9 protein-coding genes are annotated in these 17,060 nt (G+C 67.5%); 5 read left to right on the plus strand and 4 right to left on the minus strand.

Annotated elements, in window-relative coordinates; translation table 11 throughout:
* Positions 1-162 precede the first annotated feature (162 nt).
* Positions 163-1,302: an endo-1,4-beta-xylanase gene (locus tag MT490_RS06820; protein ID WP_297385463.1), complete on the minus strand. Its 1,140-nt coding sequence runs from the start codon at positions 1,300-1,302 to the stop codon at positions 163-165.
* Positions 1,303-1,407: 105 nt separating this feature from the next.
* Complete coding sequence (gene manD, locus MT490_RS06825) at positions 1,408-2,631, minus strand: D-mannonate dehydratase ManD (RefSeq protein ID WP_297385465.1); 1,224 nt, start codon at positions 2,629-2,631, stop codon at positions 1,408-1,410.
* A gap of 115 nt (positions 2,632-2,746) precedes the next feature.
* Here manD and MT490_RS06830 point away from each other — a divergent pair, with 115 nt between their 5' ends.
* Positions 2,747-4,900 (plus strand): alpha-glucuronidase family glycosyl hydrolase, encoded by a 2,154-nt coding sequence (locus MT490_RS06830; RefSeq protein ID WP_297385466.1) that lies wholly within the window; start codon positions 2,747-2,749, stop codon positions 4,898-4,900.
* Positions 4,901-5,092: 192 nt separating this feature from the next.
* On the opposite strand, the gene MT490_RS06835 is transcribed toward MT490_RS06830, so the two are convergent.
* Both MT490_RS06835 and MT490_RS06840 read right to left on the minus strand, forming a co-directional pair.
* The gene (locus MT490_RS06835; protein ID WP_297385468.1) at positions 5,093-6,109 is read right to left on the minus strand and encodes a cupin-like domain-containing protein; all 1,017 of its coding nucleotides are present in this window, start codon (positions 6,107-6,109) and stop codon (positions 5,093-5,095) included.
* A gap of 389 nt (positions 6,110-6,498) precedes the next feature.
* On the minus strand, positions 6,499-9,873 hold the full coding sequence (locus MT490_RS06840; RefSeq protein WP_297385470.1) for a TonB-dependent receptor: 3,375 nt from the start codon (positions 9,871-9,873) through the stop codon (positions 6,499-6,501).
* Between the two features lie 270 nt (positions 9,874-10,143).
* Between MT490_RS06840 and MT490_RS06845 the strand changes: the two genes are divergently transcribed.
* From MT490_RS06845 to MT490_RS06860, 4 genes are all read left to right on the plus strand, one after another.
* Entirely contained in the window at positions 10,144-11,670 is a 1,527-nt protein-coding gene (locus tag MT490_RS06845; RefSeq protein ID WP_297385472.1) for a tryptophan halogenase family protein, read from the plus strand.
* Positions 11,671-11,678: 8 nt separating this feature from the next.
* Positions 11,679-13,181 (plus strand): tryptophan halogenase family protein, encoded by a 1,503-nt coding sequence (locus tag MT490_RS06850; protein WP_297385474.1) that lies wholly within the window; start codon positions 11,679-11,681, stop codon positions 13,179-13,181.
* Between the two features lie 185 nt (positions 13,182-13,366).
* Positions 13,367-15,058 carry a glycoside hydrolase family 43 protein gene (locus tag MT490_RS06855; protein ID WP_297385476.1) on the plus strand — a complete coding sequence of 564 codons (1,692 nt, stop codon included), beginning with the start codon at positions 13,367-13,369 and terminating at the stop codon, positions 15,056-15,058.
* Positions 15,059-15,217: 159 nt separating this feature from the next.
* On the plus strand, positions 15,218-17,029 hold the full coding sequence (locus MT490_RS06860) for a glycoside hydrolase family 9 protein (protein WP_297385478.1): 1,812 nt from the start codon (positions 15,218-15,220) through the stop codon (positions 17,027-17,029).
* Positions 17,030-17,060: the final 31 nt, after the last annotated feature.

A 17,060-nucleotide genomic window follows, 5' to 3' on the forward strand; every position in this document is an offset into this window, starting at 1 on the left:
GATTCAGGCGTGCGAGCCTTTCAATCCTCCCCCGCCAGGGGGAGGGGGCGCCGAAGGCGTCGGAGGGGGAGGTAAGCTGCGTACCCTGCAATGGCTCCGCCCCCTCCGTCACGCGGCGCGCGCCACCTCCCCCTGGCGGGGGAGGATGAAGGCCCCCCCACCTCAAACCCGCACCGCCGCAGCGGCGAAGCGCTTGGCGAAGACGTCGCGCAGCGGCTTGGCGCGGAACTTGTCGTCAAAGGGCGTCGCGCGCTGATGGGTGCGGTCGGCGCGGGGGCTGAAGCCGTTCAGCCAGCCATATTTGTCGCACATCCCCCAGACGAGCACGTCGCGCAGCTGGGGATAGCCGAACATGATCTCGAGATAGGCGTCGGCATAAGCGGCGACGGCGGCGTCGCGGATCTTCGCGTCGCTCGGCAGCGCGCGATCGTTGACGTCGAACTCGGTGATGAGCAGCTTGTAGCCCATCGCGGTCACCGCATCGAGGAAGCGACGCCATTCGCCTTCCTGCCGGGCGGCGGCCTGACCGGGGCTGCCGCCGAAGATCCCGATATGCGATTGCACGCCGAGCGCGTCGACGGGCACGTTCCGCTTGCGGAAGCCCTCGAGCAGCCGGAGCACGCCGGCGCGGTGCTTCTCGTTGCCGGGCTCCCAGCTCATATAGTCGTTGTAGACCAATTCGGCCCTGGGCGCGTGCTGGCGCGCGGTGTGGAAGGCCAGGTCGACCATCGCGTCGGCATCGCCGAACGCCCTGGACAGCGAGGTCTCGCGTTGCAGCCCGGTCTTCTCGTCGATCGTCTCGTTGACCACGTCGAAACTGACGATCCGGTCGCCATAGAGGCGGCAGAGCGTGCGGATATGGCCGGTGAGCAGCTTCTCGCCTTTGGCGCGCGGGTTGGGGCCGAAGTCGTATTCGTTGAGCCATTTCGGGAAGAACTGGGACTTGTGCCACAACAGGGTGTGGCCGCGCATCGCCATGCCCTTGCCCTCGGCATAATCGAGCATGTCGGCGAAGCGCGTGACGTCGAACGTGGCCGGATCGGGCCGCACCCGCTGCCATTTGAACTCGTTCTCGGGGACGAGAATGCCGCAATCGCGCTCCAGCAAGGCGGCGTAGGCGGGGTTGGCGAAGGAGCCGGCATCGGCGCCCGGGGCGCTCCAGGCGAAGCACGAGCCGAAGCGCATGCCCTTGGCCTTGGCGAGCACGTGGAGCGAGGGCTCCGGTGTTTGGGCGAAGGCGGGCGCAGCGGCCGCGCAGGCGGCGGTGGCGGCCAGCATCTCGCGGCGTGTGAGTCCCGTCATGCTCCTCTCCTATTCTATCCCCGTCACCCCGGCGGAAGCCGGGGCCTCAGGCCGCGAGCGCAAGGCTCGCGGAGCGAGATCCCGGCTTTCGCCGGGACGACGGGATCACCAACTGAAGATCGTGCCGTCCTCGAGCCGGGCGACCGGAAGATAGGCGCGTTTGTATTCGTATTTGGCGGCGAGCTCCTCGTCGATCTCGACGCCGAGGCCAGGCGCCTCGCCCGGGTGCATCATGCCGTCGGCATAGCGATAGGCGTGCGGGAAGACCGCTTCCGTCTCCTCGGTATGCGGCATCAGCTCCTGGATGCCGAAATTGGGGACCGACAGGCCGAAGTGCAGCGCCGCCGCCATCGTCACCGGCGAAAGGTCGGTCGCGCCGTGGCAGCCGGTGCGGACCTGGTGGAGATCGGCGAGCGCGGCGATGCGGCGCAGATGCGTCAGGCCGCCGGCATGGACGACGGTGGCGCGGACATAGTCGATCAATTGCTCCTCGATCAGCTGCTTGGCGTCCCAGATCGAGTTGAAGATCTCGCCCACCGCGATCGGCGCGGTGGTGTGCTGGCGGATCAGGCGGAAGCCGGCCTGGTTCTCGGCCGGGGTGGGATCCTCGAGCCAGAAGGGGCGATAGGGCTCGAGCTCCTTGCCGAGCCGGCCCGCCTCGATGGGCGTGAGGCGGTGGTGGATGTCGTGGAGCAGGTGGACGTCCCAGCCGAGTGCGTCGCGGGCCTTCTCGAAGAGCGGCGCCACCGAGCGCATGTACTTCTCGGTCGACCAGAGGCTCTCGCTCGGGAGCGCGGCGTCGGCGGGTTCGTAGCGCTGGCCGGCCTTGCCGACGCCATAGGTCGCCGCGAGCCCGGGAACACCCGACTGGAGCCGGATCGCCTTGTAGCCCTGCTCGCGATGCGCGATGGCGCGCTCGATCGTCTCCTCGATCGTCGTGCCGTTGGCATGGCCGTAGACCATGCAGCCCTCGCGGCTGGCGCCGCCGAGGAGCTGGTAGACGGGGAGGCCGGCAATCTTGCCCTTGATGTCCCACAGGGCCATGTCGACCGCGGCGATGGCGCTCATCGTCACCGGCCCGCGGCGCCAGTACGCGCCCTTGTAGAGATATTGCCAGATATCCTCGATACGATGCGCGTCGCGGCCGATCAGGCAGGGGATGGCATGGTCCTCGAGATAGCTCGCCACCGCCAGCTCGCGGCCGTTGAGGGTCGCGTCGCCGAGGCCGTAGACGCCGTCGCGCGTCTCGATGCGCAGGGTGACGAAGTTGCGTCCGGGGCAGGTGACGATCACGCGCGCGGAAACGATCTCGGCGCGTTGCGCACCCATTTTGCTCTCCTAACCGGGCGCACCGGAGCGTGCGCGTGCTGGTAGCGCTACCATGGGCAAGCTGCTATCGCCTTGTCAACGCACGGCGAAAGATCGGGTCGATGAGAGGATGACGATGCGGCGGTTCCTTGCTTTCTTGCTGCTCCTGTTGAGCGCGATGCTGCCCGCGAGCGCGCGTGCCGAGACCGGGTACGACCTGTGGTTGCGCTACCAGCCGGTCGAGCCCGAATGGCGGGAGCGCTATGGGGCGGCGACGACGCACGTCACCGCGCCGAGCCTCAGCCCGACGATCGATGCGGCGCTCGACGAGCTGCGCCGCGGGCTGGAGGGCATGATCGGCTATGCGCCGGTGCGCCGCCATACGGTGATGCGCGACGGGGCGATCGTGCTCGGCACCGCCAAGTCGCCGCATATCGCCCCGCTCGGCCTGCCGCTCGCGCAGCTCGGGCCCGAGGGCTATCTCATCCGTAGCGCGACCATCGAGGGCAAGCGCGTGACGGTGATCGCGGCGAATCGGGATATCGGCGTGCTCTACGGCGTGTTCCGCTTCCTCAAGCTGATGCAGACGCGCCAGCCGATCGACAATCTCGACCTGGCCGACGCGCCCCGGCTCAAGGTCCGCGTGCTCAACCATTGGGACAATCTCGATCGCCACGTCGAGCGCGGCTATGCCGGCCAGTCGATCTGGGACTGGCAGAAGCTGCCCGACTACAAGGACCCGCGCTACACCGATTATGCCCGCGCCAACGCGTCGATCGGCATCAACGGCACGGTGCTCACCAACGTCAACGCCAATGCCGACGTGCTGCGGCCCGAATGGCTGCAGAAGGTGAAGGCGCTGGCGGACGTGTTCCGGCCCTATGGGATCAAGGTATACCTGACCGCGCGCTTCTCCGCGCCGATCGAGATAGGCGGGCTCAAGACCGCCGATCCGCTCGACCCCAAGGTCGCCGCTTGGTGGAAGGCCAAGACCGACGAGATCTACCGCGTGATCCCCGATTTCGGCGGCTTCCTGGTCAAGGCCAATTCCGAGGGCCAGCCCGGCCCCGCGGACTACAAGCGCAGCCATGCCGAGGGTGCCAACATGTTCGCCGACGCGCTCGCGCCGCACGGCGGCGTGCTGATGTGGCGCGCCTTCGTCTACGCCGCCGAGAATCCCGACGACCGCCACAAGCAGGCGTACACCGAGTTCCAGCCGCTGGACGGCAAGTTCCGCGACAATGTGCTCGTCCAGGTCAAGAACGGCGCGATCGACTTCCAGCCGCGCGAGCCCTTCCATCCGCTGTTCGGCGCGATGCCTCGCACGCCGCTGATGATGGAGTTCCAGATCACCAAGGAATATCTCGGCTTCGCGACGCACCTCGCCTATCTCGGCACGATGTGGGAGGAGGCGCTCCAGGCCGATACCTTCCGGCCGCGCAAGGGCTGGACCGTCGCCCGGGTGCTGGCCACCCCGGTCGAGGCGGGCGCGGCGACGGGGATGGCGGGAGTCGCCAATATCGGCAGCGACTTCAACTGGTCGGGATCGCAGTTCGACCAGGCGAACTGGTACGCCTTCGGCCGCTTCGCCTGGGACCCCGACGCCAAGGCAGAGCCGATCGCGCGCGACTGGGCGGCGATGACCTGGGGCAACGACCCCGCGGTCACCGGCCCGATCGTCGCCATGATGATGGGCTCGCGCGAGGCGGTGGTCGACTACATGACGCCGCTCGGGCTCGCACACCTGATGGCGACCGGGCATCACTATGGCCCGGGGCCCTGGATCGCCGATCTCGCGCGCCCCGAATGGAACCCGGTCTATTACCACAAGGCCGACGCCCGCGGGATCGGCTTCGACCGCACCGCCAAGGGCACCGACGCGGTGGGCCAGTACGCCCCGGAGGTCGCCGCGCAGTTCGGCGACCCGAAGCGCGTGCCCGAGAAGTTCCTGCTCTGGTTCCACCATCTGCCCTGGGACTATCGCACCCGCTCGGGCCGCAACCTGTGGGACGAACTGGTCGTCCGCTACGATCGCGGGGTCGACGCGGTGAGGGCGATGCAGGCTTCGTGGGATGGACTCAAGGGCAAGGTGGACGATGCCCGCTGGGCCGAGGTTCGCGACTTCCTCGCGATCCAGCGGCAGGAAGCGAAGTGGTGGCGCGATGCGTCTATCGCCTATTTCCAGTCGGTCTCGAAGCGGCCGCTTCCCGCGGGCCACGCCGCGCCGCCGCACGACCTCGACTGGTACAAGGCGATCCGGACGCCGTACGCGCCGGGGAGTGGGAAGTAACCGGTCCCCCTCCATGAAAAGGGGAGGTCGTGTCGATATACAAATCCTCCCCCGCCAGGGGGAGGTGGCGCCGAAGGCGTCGGAGGGGGAGGTAAGCAGCGTACTCTGCAATGGAGCGCAGTGATTCCGCCCCCTCCGTCACGCTGCGCGTGCCACCTCCCCCTGGCGGGGGAGGATTAGAGAAGCCGCGACCTAGGGCCGCTGGAGCCCGCGCGTCAGATAGGCCTTGATGTACTGGCGGAGCTGCGGCGTCGGCTCTCCGAGCACGTTGCGGTGCTCGGGCGTGAGATGCGCGGCGGGGTCGCCGTGGCGGCGGAAGACGAAGGTGTCGAACATCGCCGCCCAGGCATCGCGCCGCTCGGGCGGCAGATGGCTGATCATCAGCACGGCATGCACCATCGCGTCGAACCGCGCCGACGCGTCGGGCGAATCGTTCCACCAGTAATTGACCAGCAGGTTGAACGGCGCGAGCGCATCGACCTGGTGCCACCACAAGGCAGGGATGTAGATCGCGTCGCCGGGCTCGAGTTCGGCCGACTGCGCCGCCGCGAGCGCCTCGCGGAAGCGCGGGAAGCGCTCGAAATCCGGATCGTTCAGCTCGACCATGCTCGTCGGCTGCCCCGCCACGGTACGATCGAGCGGGCCGACATAGAGATTGTGGATATGATCGGGCGGGAAGAGCGTGAAGCGCCGCCGGCCGGCCGCGACGCAGGCGACATTATCCGACGCGTCGAAATGGGTGCTGATCGTCGAGCGGTTGCCCAGCCAGACCCGCGGCGGCGCATCGAGCCCTTCGAGCAGGGGCAGGGGATTGGCCTCGGCGAAGCCGGGCAGCATCGCCGCGGTCTCGAGCGCGCCGGCATAGACCGACGGTGCGGATTCCTTGCCGACGATGCCCTGCAGATAGCGCAGCAATTCGGCGAAGCTGCCGCGCCGCCGCTCGAAATTGAAGCCCGTCATGTCGGGCGAATAGAAGAACCGGCCGCCGATCCCGGGCGGCCCGATGAACGCCTCGGCCGCGGCGCCGCGATCGAAGCGCAGCAGATGCGCCGCCGCAGCCTCGACCGAGTCCATGCCCGCGGCGACCACCGGCCAGTCGCGCACCAGCCCGCGGATCACCACCGGCGCATAGCTGCCGACCACGTGGCGGCGGAAGTGCGCGCCGTCCGGGACGGCGATCTCGCGAATGGGGGCGGGGGAGGCGGTCATGGGTGAATCCTAGGACGTATCGACATTCAGGCGAGCGAGGACTTTCAATCCTCCCCCGCCAGGGGGAGGTGTCAGCCACAGGCTGACGGAGGGGGCGGAATCACTGCGCTCAATTGGAGAGTGCGCTGCTTACCTCCCCCTCCGTCACGCTGCGCGTGCCACCTCCCCCTGGCGGGGGAGGATTTGAATATCGGTACGACCTAGAACTTGATCGGGCCACCGCGCTACCCCGGCGAAGGCCGGGGCCCAGCAGCTGCGCAAATGAGGAGCCTCCAACCATCGCGGCCGTCCGGCGACCAGGTTCCCGCCTTCGCCGGGGCGGGAAGGGCAAAAAAATGGCGCCGCGGGTGAAACCAGCGGCGCCAGGGCAGGGTGTAAGCAGGAAACGATCAGAAGCTGAAGCGCATGATGCCCGCGATGCGCCGGTCGTTCATGTACCAGCCGCGCGGCACCTCGATATTCTCGCCGTCGAGGCCCCGGATCACGGCCTTGGTCTTCACCACTTCGTTGAGCAGGTTCGACCCCTGGATACCGATCTTCACATTGTCCGACAGGGCATAGAAGATCGAGGCGTCGAGCTGGCCGGTCGCCTTGTTGATGATCGGGTCGTTGGGCACGATCACGTCGCGGATGGTCAGCAGGAAGTCCGACCGCCACGAATAGGTCGCACGCAGCGAGAGCGGCCCGGCATCGAAGAACGGCGTGATGTTCACCGTGTGCTTCGAAAGCCCCTGCAGCGGCAGGCTGGTGAGATCCACCGTGGTCACGCGGCCGGCGCCGACGTCCGGATCGGTCTCCGAAAGGGTGCTCTGCGGAACGCCCTTGGAGTCGATATAGGTGTAGTTCGCCTGGAGGCCGAGGCCCTTGAGGAAGCCCGGCAGGAAGTCGAAGGTCTGCTGATAGGCGACCTCGACGCCCTTGATCGTCCCCGTCTCCGGAGCGTTGCCCGGCGCGGTGACCACCGCGTCGAAGGTCGCGCCGTTGTTGGTGTAGGCCGTGCGCGTGGTGGTGTTGGTCAGCACGTTCTTGAGCCGCTTGTAGAAGCCCGAGACGGTAAGCTGGCCGACATTGGAGAAATACCATTCCGCGGTCAGGTCGAAATTGTCGGCCTCGACCGGCAGCAGGAAGGGATTGCCGCGGTTGACGGTCGCCTGCAGCCGGTAGCTGTTCGGGATGATGGTGCCGTCGGCGTTGGTGTTCTGCACCGCGTTCACTGCGACCGCGCCATAGTTGCGGATGAGGCCGGTGGCGGGCGGCGCGACGCCCTTGAAATAGGCAGCGCGGAACTGGAGGCCGCCGCCCACTTCGAGCTTCAGGTTAACGCTCGGCAGCCAATAGTCATAATTGGTCTCGCCGGGCGACTCCACGAGCGCGCCGTTCTGGAAGTTCCGCACCGCCGTTCGCGTCGCGAGCGGGAAGGAGCAGAAGCCCTGCACCGCCTGCGAGGCATCGGCCGGCGGCGCGAGGCAGGTCGCCTCGGTGGGCAGATAGGTGGTGCCGTAGGTATATTGCTGCACGCCCTGCGAGTTGCGCTTGGTCGACGTGTAGCGGACGCCGACATTGCCCGTGAGGCGCATGCCGTTGCCGAGCTCGCTGTCGAACCGCGCCATGATGTAGGCGGCCTTGTTGGTCTCGTTGATCGGGTTGATCTCGCCCGGCAGGAACCAGGTGCCCGCGACCACGCCGCAGCGATTGGCCAGCGGGTTCCAGCCGCCGTTGCGCACCACGCTGTCGCTCGGGCAGTTGGCGACCGCCGCCTCCCATTCGCGGTTGGCCAGCGTCGCATAGGCGACGTACTGCGCATAGTTCTTGACCGTGTCCGGGCCGTAGAACAGGCGACCCTGTCCGCCGAGCGGATTGGGCGCCTGGCCCTGGAAGAAATTGTCGAAATAATAGGGTACGTTGTAGCCCGTGAGCTGCGGCGTCCCGCCGCTGCCGCCGGCCACGCCGTCGACATTCTCGTCGAGCCAGACCGGACCGTTATTGCCCCACTGCTCGGAGATGCGCCCCCAATTGTAGGTCGAGAATCGCGCCGTCTGATCGCGATCGGCATAGCGCACGCCCGCGCGGATCGACTTCAGGAAGCCGCTCTCGGGGAAGGCATATTCGAGATCGAGCCGGGCCGCGTCCGAATTGCCGTCGCTGTCCTCGACATGGTCCATCGCGGCGCGCGGGAAGCTGTTGTACGGATCGGTGAAGCTGTTGTGACCCGCACCGAAATAGCTCGGCGCGTATCGCTGTCCCGGGGTGATGCTTTCCGCGGCGCGGCTGCCGAAGCCGGCGCAATCGAAATCGGCGCCCGGCGGGTCTTGCGAATTGGCCGCGGGCCCGTTGCAGACCTGCGGCGCCAGGAACTGGATCGTCGGATAATCGTCGCCGTTCAGCTGGATCGACGCGTTCTGGTAGGTCGAGTTCCACAGCGTGTTGTCGAGGACATAGGTGCTCGACTGGACGTGCTGATAGTCGACCGTGACGCCGAGCCGCTCGTTCACGTCCCATTTGAAGTTGAAGCCGTAATCGTCGGTGACCAGCTTCTCGGTATGGCTGCGCTGGATGTTGTTGCTCTGCAGGCCCATCATCGGCACGCGCGCGGCGCCCGTGAACTGGTCCGCACGCCAGCCTGTCGGGCCGGTGATCGTCCCGCTGGTGAACAGGCCGTCATCGTCGAATTCCAGCGTCGTGCCCGGCACGCGGCGCGAATCGCCGTTGCCGGAGACGTTGTCGGTCGCGATCTCGACGGTGTGCTCGTTCCACGCCTGTCGCGCATCCGAGCGCAGGAACTGGAACACCGCCTCCATCGAGCCGTCGTTGCTGCGCCACTGCGCCGCGGCCGAATAGCCGTAGCGGGTGCGGTCGAACTCCTGGCTGCCGAGCACGGCGCCGCGCGGGAAGACCACGCGGCCGACCTGGGTGGCACCGGGATTCTGGACGACGTCGCCGTCCGAATAGAGGTTGCGGATGCGGAAGCTCGACACCTGCAGTCGGTCGGCGCGGCTCTTGAGGTTCGAATAGGACGCGCTGGCGAGAAGGCCGAACTCGCCGATCCCCGTTTCCCAGCGATTGCTGATCACCACGTTGAGATTGGCGCTCGGATCCTTCTGGAAGTCGCCATAGTTCATCTCGGCCGAGGCGGCGAGGACGAGGCCCTTGGCGTCGAACGGCTTGCGCGTGCGCAGATTGACCACGCCGGCGATGCCGCCTTCGATGCGATCGGCCGAGGGCGACTTGAACACGTCGACGCCGCCCATCAGCTCGGAGGGCACGTCGGCGAAACTCAGGGCGCGGCCGTTATTGGCGCTGAACGCCTCGCGGCCGTTGAATTCGGAGCGGACATAGGTGAGGCCGCGGACGACCACGCCCGAGCCCTCGACCGAGAAGTGGTCCGGATCGACGCCGGCGGCGAAGCGGTTGATCGCGACGCCCGGGATGCGCTGGAGGGTCTCGGTGATCGAGCGGTCGGGAAGGGCGCCGATATCCTCGGCGGTGACCGAGTCGACGATGACGTCGGAGTTCTTCTTGATCTGCTGCGCGCTCTGCAGCGACTGGCGATAGCCCTGGACGACGATCTCTTCCTCGGTCTGGGCAGTCGCTTCGGTGTCCTGGGCCGCGGCGGGCGTGGTCTGGGCCGACGCGCCTTCGGTCTGCGCCCAGGCAGAGCCGGCGCCGAACAGGCACAAGGCCGCGGCGGACACCCCCGCGCGGAGCAGCCCGGCCCTCAGTTTCGCAGCTTCATGAGATGCATCAATAGCGTAATGCTTGCGCATTCAGCGTCCCCCCTCTTAGTGTTACCGCTACCATTGGCTGGCGCGAATTGTTGTAGTTATTTGACAGGGGTAACGGAGATCGGCGGCAAAGATCAAGAGAGATAGTGACAATGCCGTGCTTATGTGCTGATTTTGCAACGGTTTTGCTGCGATGCAACGTGACAAGGGTCCCGGCCTCCGCCGCTGCGGTTCAGGAAGTGGGAGCGCTAACATCGTGGAAGGGGAGGGAAATTTGTTCGTTTTGACCCGTCGCGTCGGCGTCCCCCGCGGATGACGACGCCCCCGATCCGGAGCATCGTCATCGTCGGCGGCGGCACCGCCGGCTGGATGGCGGCCGCCGCGCTCGCCCGCATGGTGCGCGCGGGCGTGCAGGTGACCTTGGTCGAATCGGAAGCGATCGGCATCGTCGGGGTCGGCGAGGCGACGATCCCGCCGATCCGCACCTTCAACGCGATGCTCGGCATCGACGAGAACCATTTCCTCGCCCACACCCAGGGCTCGATGAAGCTCGGCATCGAGTTCGTCGGCTGGGGGCGCCCCGGCGAGCGCTACATGCACCCCTTCGGCGAGTTCGGCTTCGACGTCGAGGGCGTGCGCTTCCACCAGATCTGGCAGAAGCTCCACGCGCTCGGCCTGGCGGCGCCGCTCGAGGAATACAGCCTCTGCGCGACCGCGGCATATCGCAACCGCTACGCCGCCCCGAGCGGCGACCAGGGCTCGCCGCTCGCCTCGATGGTGCAGGCCTATCATTTCGACGCCTCGCTCTACGCCGCCTATCTGCGCGCTTATTCCGAGCAGCGCGGCGTCGTCCGCCGCGAGGGGCGGATAACGCATGTCGCGCTGCGCGGCGAGGACGGCTTCATCGAGGCGGTGACGCTCGAGAGCGGCGAGCGGATCGAGGGCGAATTGTTCGTCGACTGCTCGGGCTTTCGCGGGCTGCTGATCGAGGAAGCGCTCCACACCGGCTATGAGGATTGGACGCACTGGCTGCCGTGCGACCGCGCGGTGGCCGTGCCTTCGGCCAATGTCGGCGCGCTCACCCCCTATACGCGCGCCACCGCGCGCGAGGCGGGCTGGCAATGGCGCATCCCGCTCCAGCACCGCACCGGCAACGGCTATGTCTATTCGAGCGCGCATCTCTCCGACGACGAGGCGGCGGCGACCCTGCTCGGCAACCTCGAGGGCGAGGCGCTCGCCGATCCGCGCCCGCTGCGCTTCACCACGGGGCGCCGCAAGCTCGCCTGGAACCGCAATTGCGTCGCGCTCGGGCTCTCCTCGGGCTTCCTCGAGCCGCTCGAATCGACGAGCATCCACTTGATCCAGTCGGGCATCTCGCGCCTGCTCGCCTTGCTGCCCGACCGCGGCTGGGGCGATGCCGAGCGCGACATGTATAACGACCTCACCCGGACCCAGTACGAGCAAGTCCGCGACTTCGTCATCTTCCACTACAAGGCGAACGAACGCCCGGGTGAACTGTGGCGCCACGTCCGCGAGATGGAGGTGCCCGAGAGCCTGGCGCAGCGCATCGCTTTGTTCCGCAACCGCGGCCGGATCTTCCGCCGCGACGACGAACTGTTCGCCGAGACGAGCTGGATCGCGGTGATGCGCGGGCAGGGCGTCACGCCGCAGGGCTGGGATCCGGTGGCCGACGCGCTCGACGTCAACCAATTGCGCCCGATGATCGAGCGCATCCGCGGCATCTTCGCCCGCGCCGCCGACGCCATGCCCGGCCACGCAGACTATCTCGCCCGCCACTGCCGCGCCGCACCGCCGCCGGCGATGGCGGCCGCCCGTTGAGGACAGGAATGACCGACAATCGCATCCGCAACATCGTCATCGTCGGCGGCGGCACCGCCGGATGGATGACCGCCGCCACGCTCGCGCGCATCCTGGGCCCCGAATACGCCAGCATCACCCTGGTCGAATCGGACGAGATCGGCATCATCGGCGTGGGCGAGGCGACCATCCCGCAGATGGCGACCTTCAACCGCATGCTCGGGCTCGACGAGAACGAGTTCGTCGCCAAGACCAAGGGCAGCTTCAAGCTCGGCATCCAGTTCGTGAACTGGGGGCGGCAGGGGCACACCTATTTCCACCCCTTCGGCAAGTACGGCGTCGACATGCAGGGGGTGTCGTTCCACGCCTATTTCCTGCGGCTGCACCAGCTCGGCGAGGCGCCGGATATCGACGAATGGTCGCTCCAGGCCAAGGCCGGGCAGATGGGCAAGTTCATGCGCTCGATCGACGCGGGGCGCTCGCCGCTTTCCGACATCGCTTATGCCTTCCACTTCGACGCCGGCCTCTATGCGCGCTTCCTGCGCGGCTATGCGGAGGAGCGCGGGGTGGTCCGCCGCGAGGGCAAAATCGTCGACGTGAAGCTGCGCGGCGCGGACGGCTTCGTCCAGTCGGTGGTGCTGCAGGGCGGCAGCGAGATCGAGGGCGACCTGTTCGTCGACTGCTCGGGCTTCCGCGGGCTGATCATCGAGCGGGCGCTGACGGCCGGGTTCACCGACTGGTCGCGCTACCTGCCCTGCAACCGCGCGATCGCGGTGCCGTGCGAGAGTGTCGACGAATGGACACCCTATACCCGCTCGACCGCACACACGGCCGGCTGGCAATGGCGAATCCCGCTCCAGCACCGGATCGGCAACGGCCATGTCTTCTGCTCGGACTACATGTCCGACGACGAGGCGACGTCGATCCTGCTCGGCAACCTCGACGGCAAGCCGCTCGCCGATCCGCGCGTAGTCCCGTTCGTCACTGGGCACCGCAACAAGTTCTGGATCAAGAACTGCGTGGCGATGGGGCTCGCCGGCGGCTTCCTCGAGCCGCTCGAATCCACGTCGATATGGCTGATCCAGAGCGGCCTCTCGCGCTTCCTGACGATGTTCCCGGACCGCAACTTCAACCAGGCCGATGTCGACCGGTACAACCGGATCATGACCACCGATTACGAGGAGATCCGCGACTTCCTCGTGCTCCACTACCACGCCACCGAGCGGACCGATTCGCCCTTCTGGGACTATTGCCGCAACATGGAGATCCCCGAGCGGCTGGCCGAGAAGATGCGCGTCTTCAAGAGCCACGGCCGCTGCTTCCGCGAGAATGAGGAACTGTTCAACGACACCAGCTGGTTCGCGGTGATGCACGGCCAGCTGATGGGCGCGCAGAGCTTCGACCCGGTCGCCGAGGTGATGAGCCTCGAAGAGACGCGCGCGCGGCTCGCGCATATCCGCGAGGCCGTCACCAATTCGGCCGACTACATGCCGAAGCACCGCGACTTCATCCGGGAGAATTGTGCGGCATGAAACTTCCAGCGCGTGCGAAAGCGTCCTTTCCCCTCCCTTCCAGGGAGGGGATCAAGGGGTGGGTTAGCGCCGGGCGGGGCTCGATGCCCCGGCAGGCGCTGTTTTCCGGCCGGCGGGTGAGTCTTTTTGGCGCGCAGACGCGCGCACCCACCCCCAGCCCCTCCCTGCAAGCAGGGAGGGGAGCAATGATTGCGGCCATGCTGGCCTTCGCAACCCCCGCCGTCGCCCAGCCCGTGGCCAGCTTCGACTGGTTCGAATATCGCGGCGAGGATCCGGTCGACCGCGCCAACAAGCCGGGACCCGACCAGTATCGCAATCCGATCCTCCAGGGCTTCTACCCGGACCCCAGCGTCACCCGCGTCGGCAGCGATTTCTACCTCGTCACGTCGACCTTCAGCTATTTCCCCGGCATTCCGGTCTTCCACAGCCGTGACCTCGTCAGCTGGACCCAGATCGGCAATGCGATCGACCGGCCGGAACAGCTCGACTTCAAGCAGCTCGGCCTGTCGCGCGGGGTGTTCGCGCCGACGATCCAGGCGAAGGGCGGGACCTTCTACATCCTCAACACCTGCGTCGATTGCGGCGGCAATTTCGTGATCACCGCGAAGAATCCGGCGGGCCCCTGGTCCGATCCGGTGTGGCTGCCCGATCTGGTGGGCGGTATCGACCCCTCATTGTTCTTCGACGCCGACGGCAAGACCTGGATCCTCAACAACGGCCCGCCCGAGGGGGAGCCGCAATATCAGGGCCATCGCGCGATCTGGATCCAGCAGTTCGATCTCAAGGCGCTCAAGACGATCGGCCCGCGGAAGGTGCTGGTCAACGGCGGGGTCGATTTCTCGAAGAAGCCGATCTGGATCGAGGGGCCGCACATCTTCAAGAAGGACGGGTGGTATTATCTGAGCTGTGCCGAGGGCGGCACCGCAGAAGGCCATAGCCAGGTGATCCTGCGCTCGAAGAGCGTCACCGGGCCGTACGAGGCCAATCCCGACAATCCGATCCTCACCCAGCGGGGCCTGCCGCGCGACCGCGCGAATCCGATCACCTCGGCGGGGCACGCGCAGCTCGTCACCACGCCCGACGGCAAATGGTGGGCGACGTTTCTTGCGGTGCGGCCCTATGCCGACGACTTCTACACGATCGGGCGCGAGACCTTCCTGATGCCGGTGCGCTGGGAGAATGGCTGGCCGCGGATCACCGATCCGGGGCAGGCGATTCCCTGGATCCATGCCCGGCCCGCGCTGCCGGCGCAGCCCGCGCCTTTGGTGCCGACCAATGGCGGCTTCACGGTGCGCGACGAGTTCGACGGCACGAAGCTGCCGCCTTACTGGATGATGCTGCGCAATCCGCGCAGCAACTGGTTCGCGCTCGCGGGCGGCGCGCTCGCGCTCACCGCGCGGCCGGTGGGGCTGGGCGACAATGCCAATCCCTCCTTCCTGGCGCGGCGTCAGCAGCACCAGAATGCGGTCGCCGAGACGGTGGTACGCTTCGCGCCGGGCAAGGACGGCGACCGCGCCGGGATCGCGGTGCTCCAGAACGACGATTACTGGTTCTTCCTCGGATTGAAGCAGGTCGGCGGCAAGCTGGTCGTCGCGCTCGACCGGCGCGAGGGGCCAAAGGCGAGCGCCGCCGGCGAGACGGTCGCCGCGGTCGACGCCGCCACCTTCGGCATCGCGCCCGGCAAGCCGCTGGCGCTGCGCATCGAAGTGCAGGGCAATCGCTACGCCTTCTCCTATGCCCGCGTCCTCGGCAGCCCCGACGTGACGATGCTGGCATGGCGGCCGCTGACGCAGCTGACGACCGACGCGCTGACGACCAAGACCGCGGGCGGTTTCGTCGGCTCGACGTTCGGGGTGTTCGCGGGGAGTGGGGAGTGATGGCTGGCCAAGCCTCAACCACTCAACCGTCACCCCCGCGAAAGCGGGGGCCCATCTCCTACGCCATCCACCAACGCGCCGGCGCGGTTTGTTGCGCCTCCGGGAGATGGGCCCCCGCTTTCGCGGGGGTGACGAAGTAAGGACGGGATGAGGATTTCCATGCGTACAACCTTAGTGGCCGCCACCGCCCTCCTGCTGGGTGCGGCGATCCCGCCGCCATTGCCGATCCATCTCAACCAGATCGGATTCGAGCCCGGCGACGCCAAGACCGCGATCGTCTGGGGCGGATCGGGATCGCTGAGCTGGACACTGGTCGACGCGAGCGATCGCGTGGTGGGGCAGGGCAAGGCGAAGGTCCTGGGCAAGGATGCGGCGTCGGGCGCTGAGCTGCAGCGCATCGATTTCAGCGACTTCCGCGTGCCGGGCGAGGGCTATCGCCTCGTCGTGGGGGGCTCGCCGAGCGATGCGTTCGCGATCCGCGAGGGGATCTATGCGCCGCTCGCCAAGGACGCGCTCGCCTTCTTCTATCATCAGCGCGCGGGCGTGCCGATCGAGGCGCGGCTGGTCGGCGCGGCCTGGGCGCGGCCGGCGGGGCATCCGAAGGAAGTCGCGAAATGCTTCGCCGGGCGCGACGAGCGCGGGACCGACTGGAAGGGCTGCGCCACTGCGCTCGACCTGACCGGCGGCTGGTACGACGCGGGCGACCACGGCAAATATGTCGTCAATGGCGGCATCTCGTTGTGGACCTTGCTAAACGCCTATGAGCGCCGGCCCGGGGCCTTTGCCGATGGCAGCCTGAAGGTCCCCGAAGCCGGCAATGGCGTGAGCGACCTGCTCGACGAGGCGCGCTTCGAGATGGAGTTCCTGCTGCGGATGCAGATCGCCGACGGCACGCGGATGCGCGTTCCGGCAGGGCCGCCCAAGCCCGCCAAGGCCGGCAAGCCCGCCTGGGAGACCGAGCCCGCCGACTTCGCCGAGATCGATGCCGGCGGGATGGCGCACCAGAAGGTCGCCGACCGCAACTGGACCGCCCTGCCCATGCCGCCGCAGGACGATCGCGAGGAGCGGCTGGTCTATCCGCCGACCACTGCGGCGACGCTCAACCTCGCCGCCGCCGCTGCGCAGTGCGCGCGGCTCTGGCGCGGGGTGGACGACGCGTTCGCCGCGCGCTGCCTCGCCGCCGCGACGCGCGCCTGGGAGGCGGCGAAGCGCAACCCGGAAGTCTATGCCACCAACAGCTTCACCGGCAGCGGCGGCTATGGCGACGGCGACGTGTCGGACGAGTTCTACTGGGCGGCGGCCGAGCTGTTCGCCACCACTGGCGGCGGCGAGTATCGCTATGTGGTGACGCACATGCCGCACTTCACCGCGGCGCTGCGCGAGCCCGGCTGGCCGAGCACGGCGCCTTTGGGGACGATCACCCTGGCGACGGTGCGGAACGGCCTGCCCAAGGCCGATATCGATCGCCTGCGCGCGGCGATCGTGGCGGCGGCCGACCGCTTCCTCGCCGACGAGAAGGGCAATGGCTATGGCATTCCCTATGTCGCGCGCGACTATCCTTGGGGTTCGAACGCCGCGTTGCTCAACCGGGCGATGCTGCTCGGGCTGGCGCACGACTTCACCGGCGCGCCGAAGTATCGCGAGGGCGTGGTCGCGGCGATGGACTATGTGCTGGGCCGCAACCCGCTCGGCCAATCCTATGTCAGCGGTTACGGCGTGCGGCCGATGCTGAACCCGCACCATCGCTTCTGGGCGCCCAGCCTGAACCCGAAGCTGCCCGGGCCACCGCCGGGGGTGCTCTCGGGCGGGCCCAATTCGACGGCGATGAGCGACGACGTCGCCAAGACGATGCGCGGCAAATGCGCCCCGCAGCGCTGCTGGGTCGACGACATCCACGCCTTCTCGATGAACGAGGTGGCGATCAACTGGAACGCGCCGCTGTTCTGGGTGGCGGCGTGGCTGGATAGCTAGCCCGCACTCCCCTCCCTGCATGCAGGGAGGG

Source organism: Sphingomonas sp., from assembly GCF_026460985.1.
In the GTDB taxonomy this organism is placed as follows: Bacteria; Pseudomonadota; Alphaproteobacteria; order Sphingomonadales; family Sphingomonadaceae; genus Sphingomonas.

What these genes read in the sequence shown, in the direction of transcription:
- MT490_RS06845 (WP_297385472.1), top strand. Translation starts at nt 10,144, where the DNA reads ATGACGACGCCCCCGATCCGGAGCATCGTCATCGTCGGCGGCGGCACC.
- manD (WP_297385465.1), bottom strand. Translation starts at nt 2,631, where the DNA reads ATGGGTGCGCAACGCGCCGAGATCGTTTCCGCGCGCGTGATCGTCACC.
- MT490_RS06860 (WP_297385478.1), top strand. Translation starts at nt 15,218, where the DNA reads ATGCGTACAACCTTAGTGGCCGCCACCGCCCTCCTGCTGGGTGCGGCG.
- MT490_RS06840 (WP_297385470.1), bottom strand. Translation starts at nt 9,873, where the DNA reads ATGCGCAAGCATTACGCTATTGATGCATCTCATGAAGCTGCGAAACTG.
- MT490_RS06820 (WP_297385463.1), bottom strand. Translation starts at nt 1,302, where the DNA reads ATGACGGGACTCACACGCCGCGAGATGCTGGCCGCCACCGCCGCCTGC.
- MT490_RS06850 (WP_297385474.1), top strand. Translation starts at nt 11,679, where the DNA reads ATGACCGACAATCGCATCCGCAACATCGTCATCGTCGGCGGCGGCACC.
- MT490_RS06835 (WP_297385468.1), bottom strand. Translation starts at nt 6,109, where the DNA reads ATGACCGCCTCCCCCGCCCCCATTCGCGAGATCGCCGTCCCGGACGGC.
- MT490_RS06855 (WP_297385476.1), top strand. Translation starts at nt 13,367, where the DNA reads ATGATTGCGGCCATGCTGGCCTTCGCAACCCCCGCCGTCGCCCAGCCC.
- MT490_RS06830 (WP_297385466.1), top strand. Translation starts at nt 2,747, where the DNA reads ATGCGGCGGTTCCTTGCTTTCTTGCTGCTCCTGTTGAGCGCGATGCTG.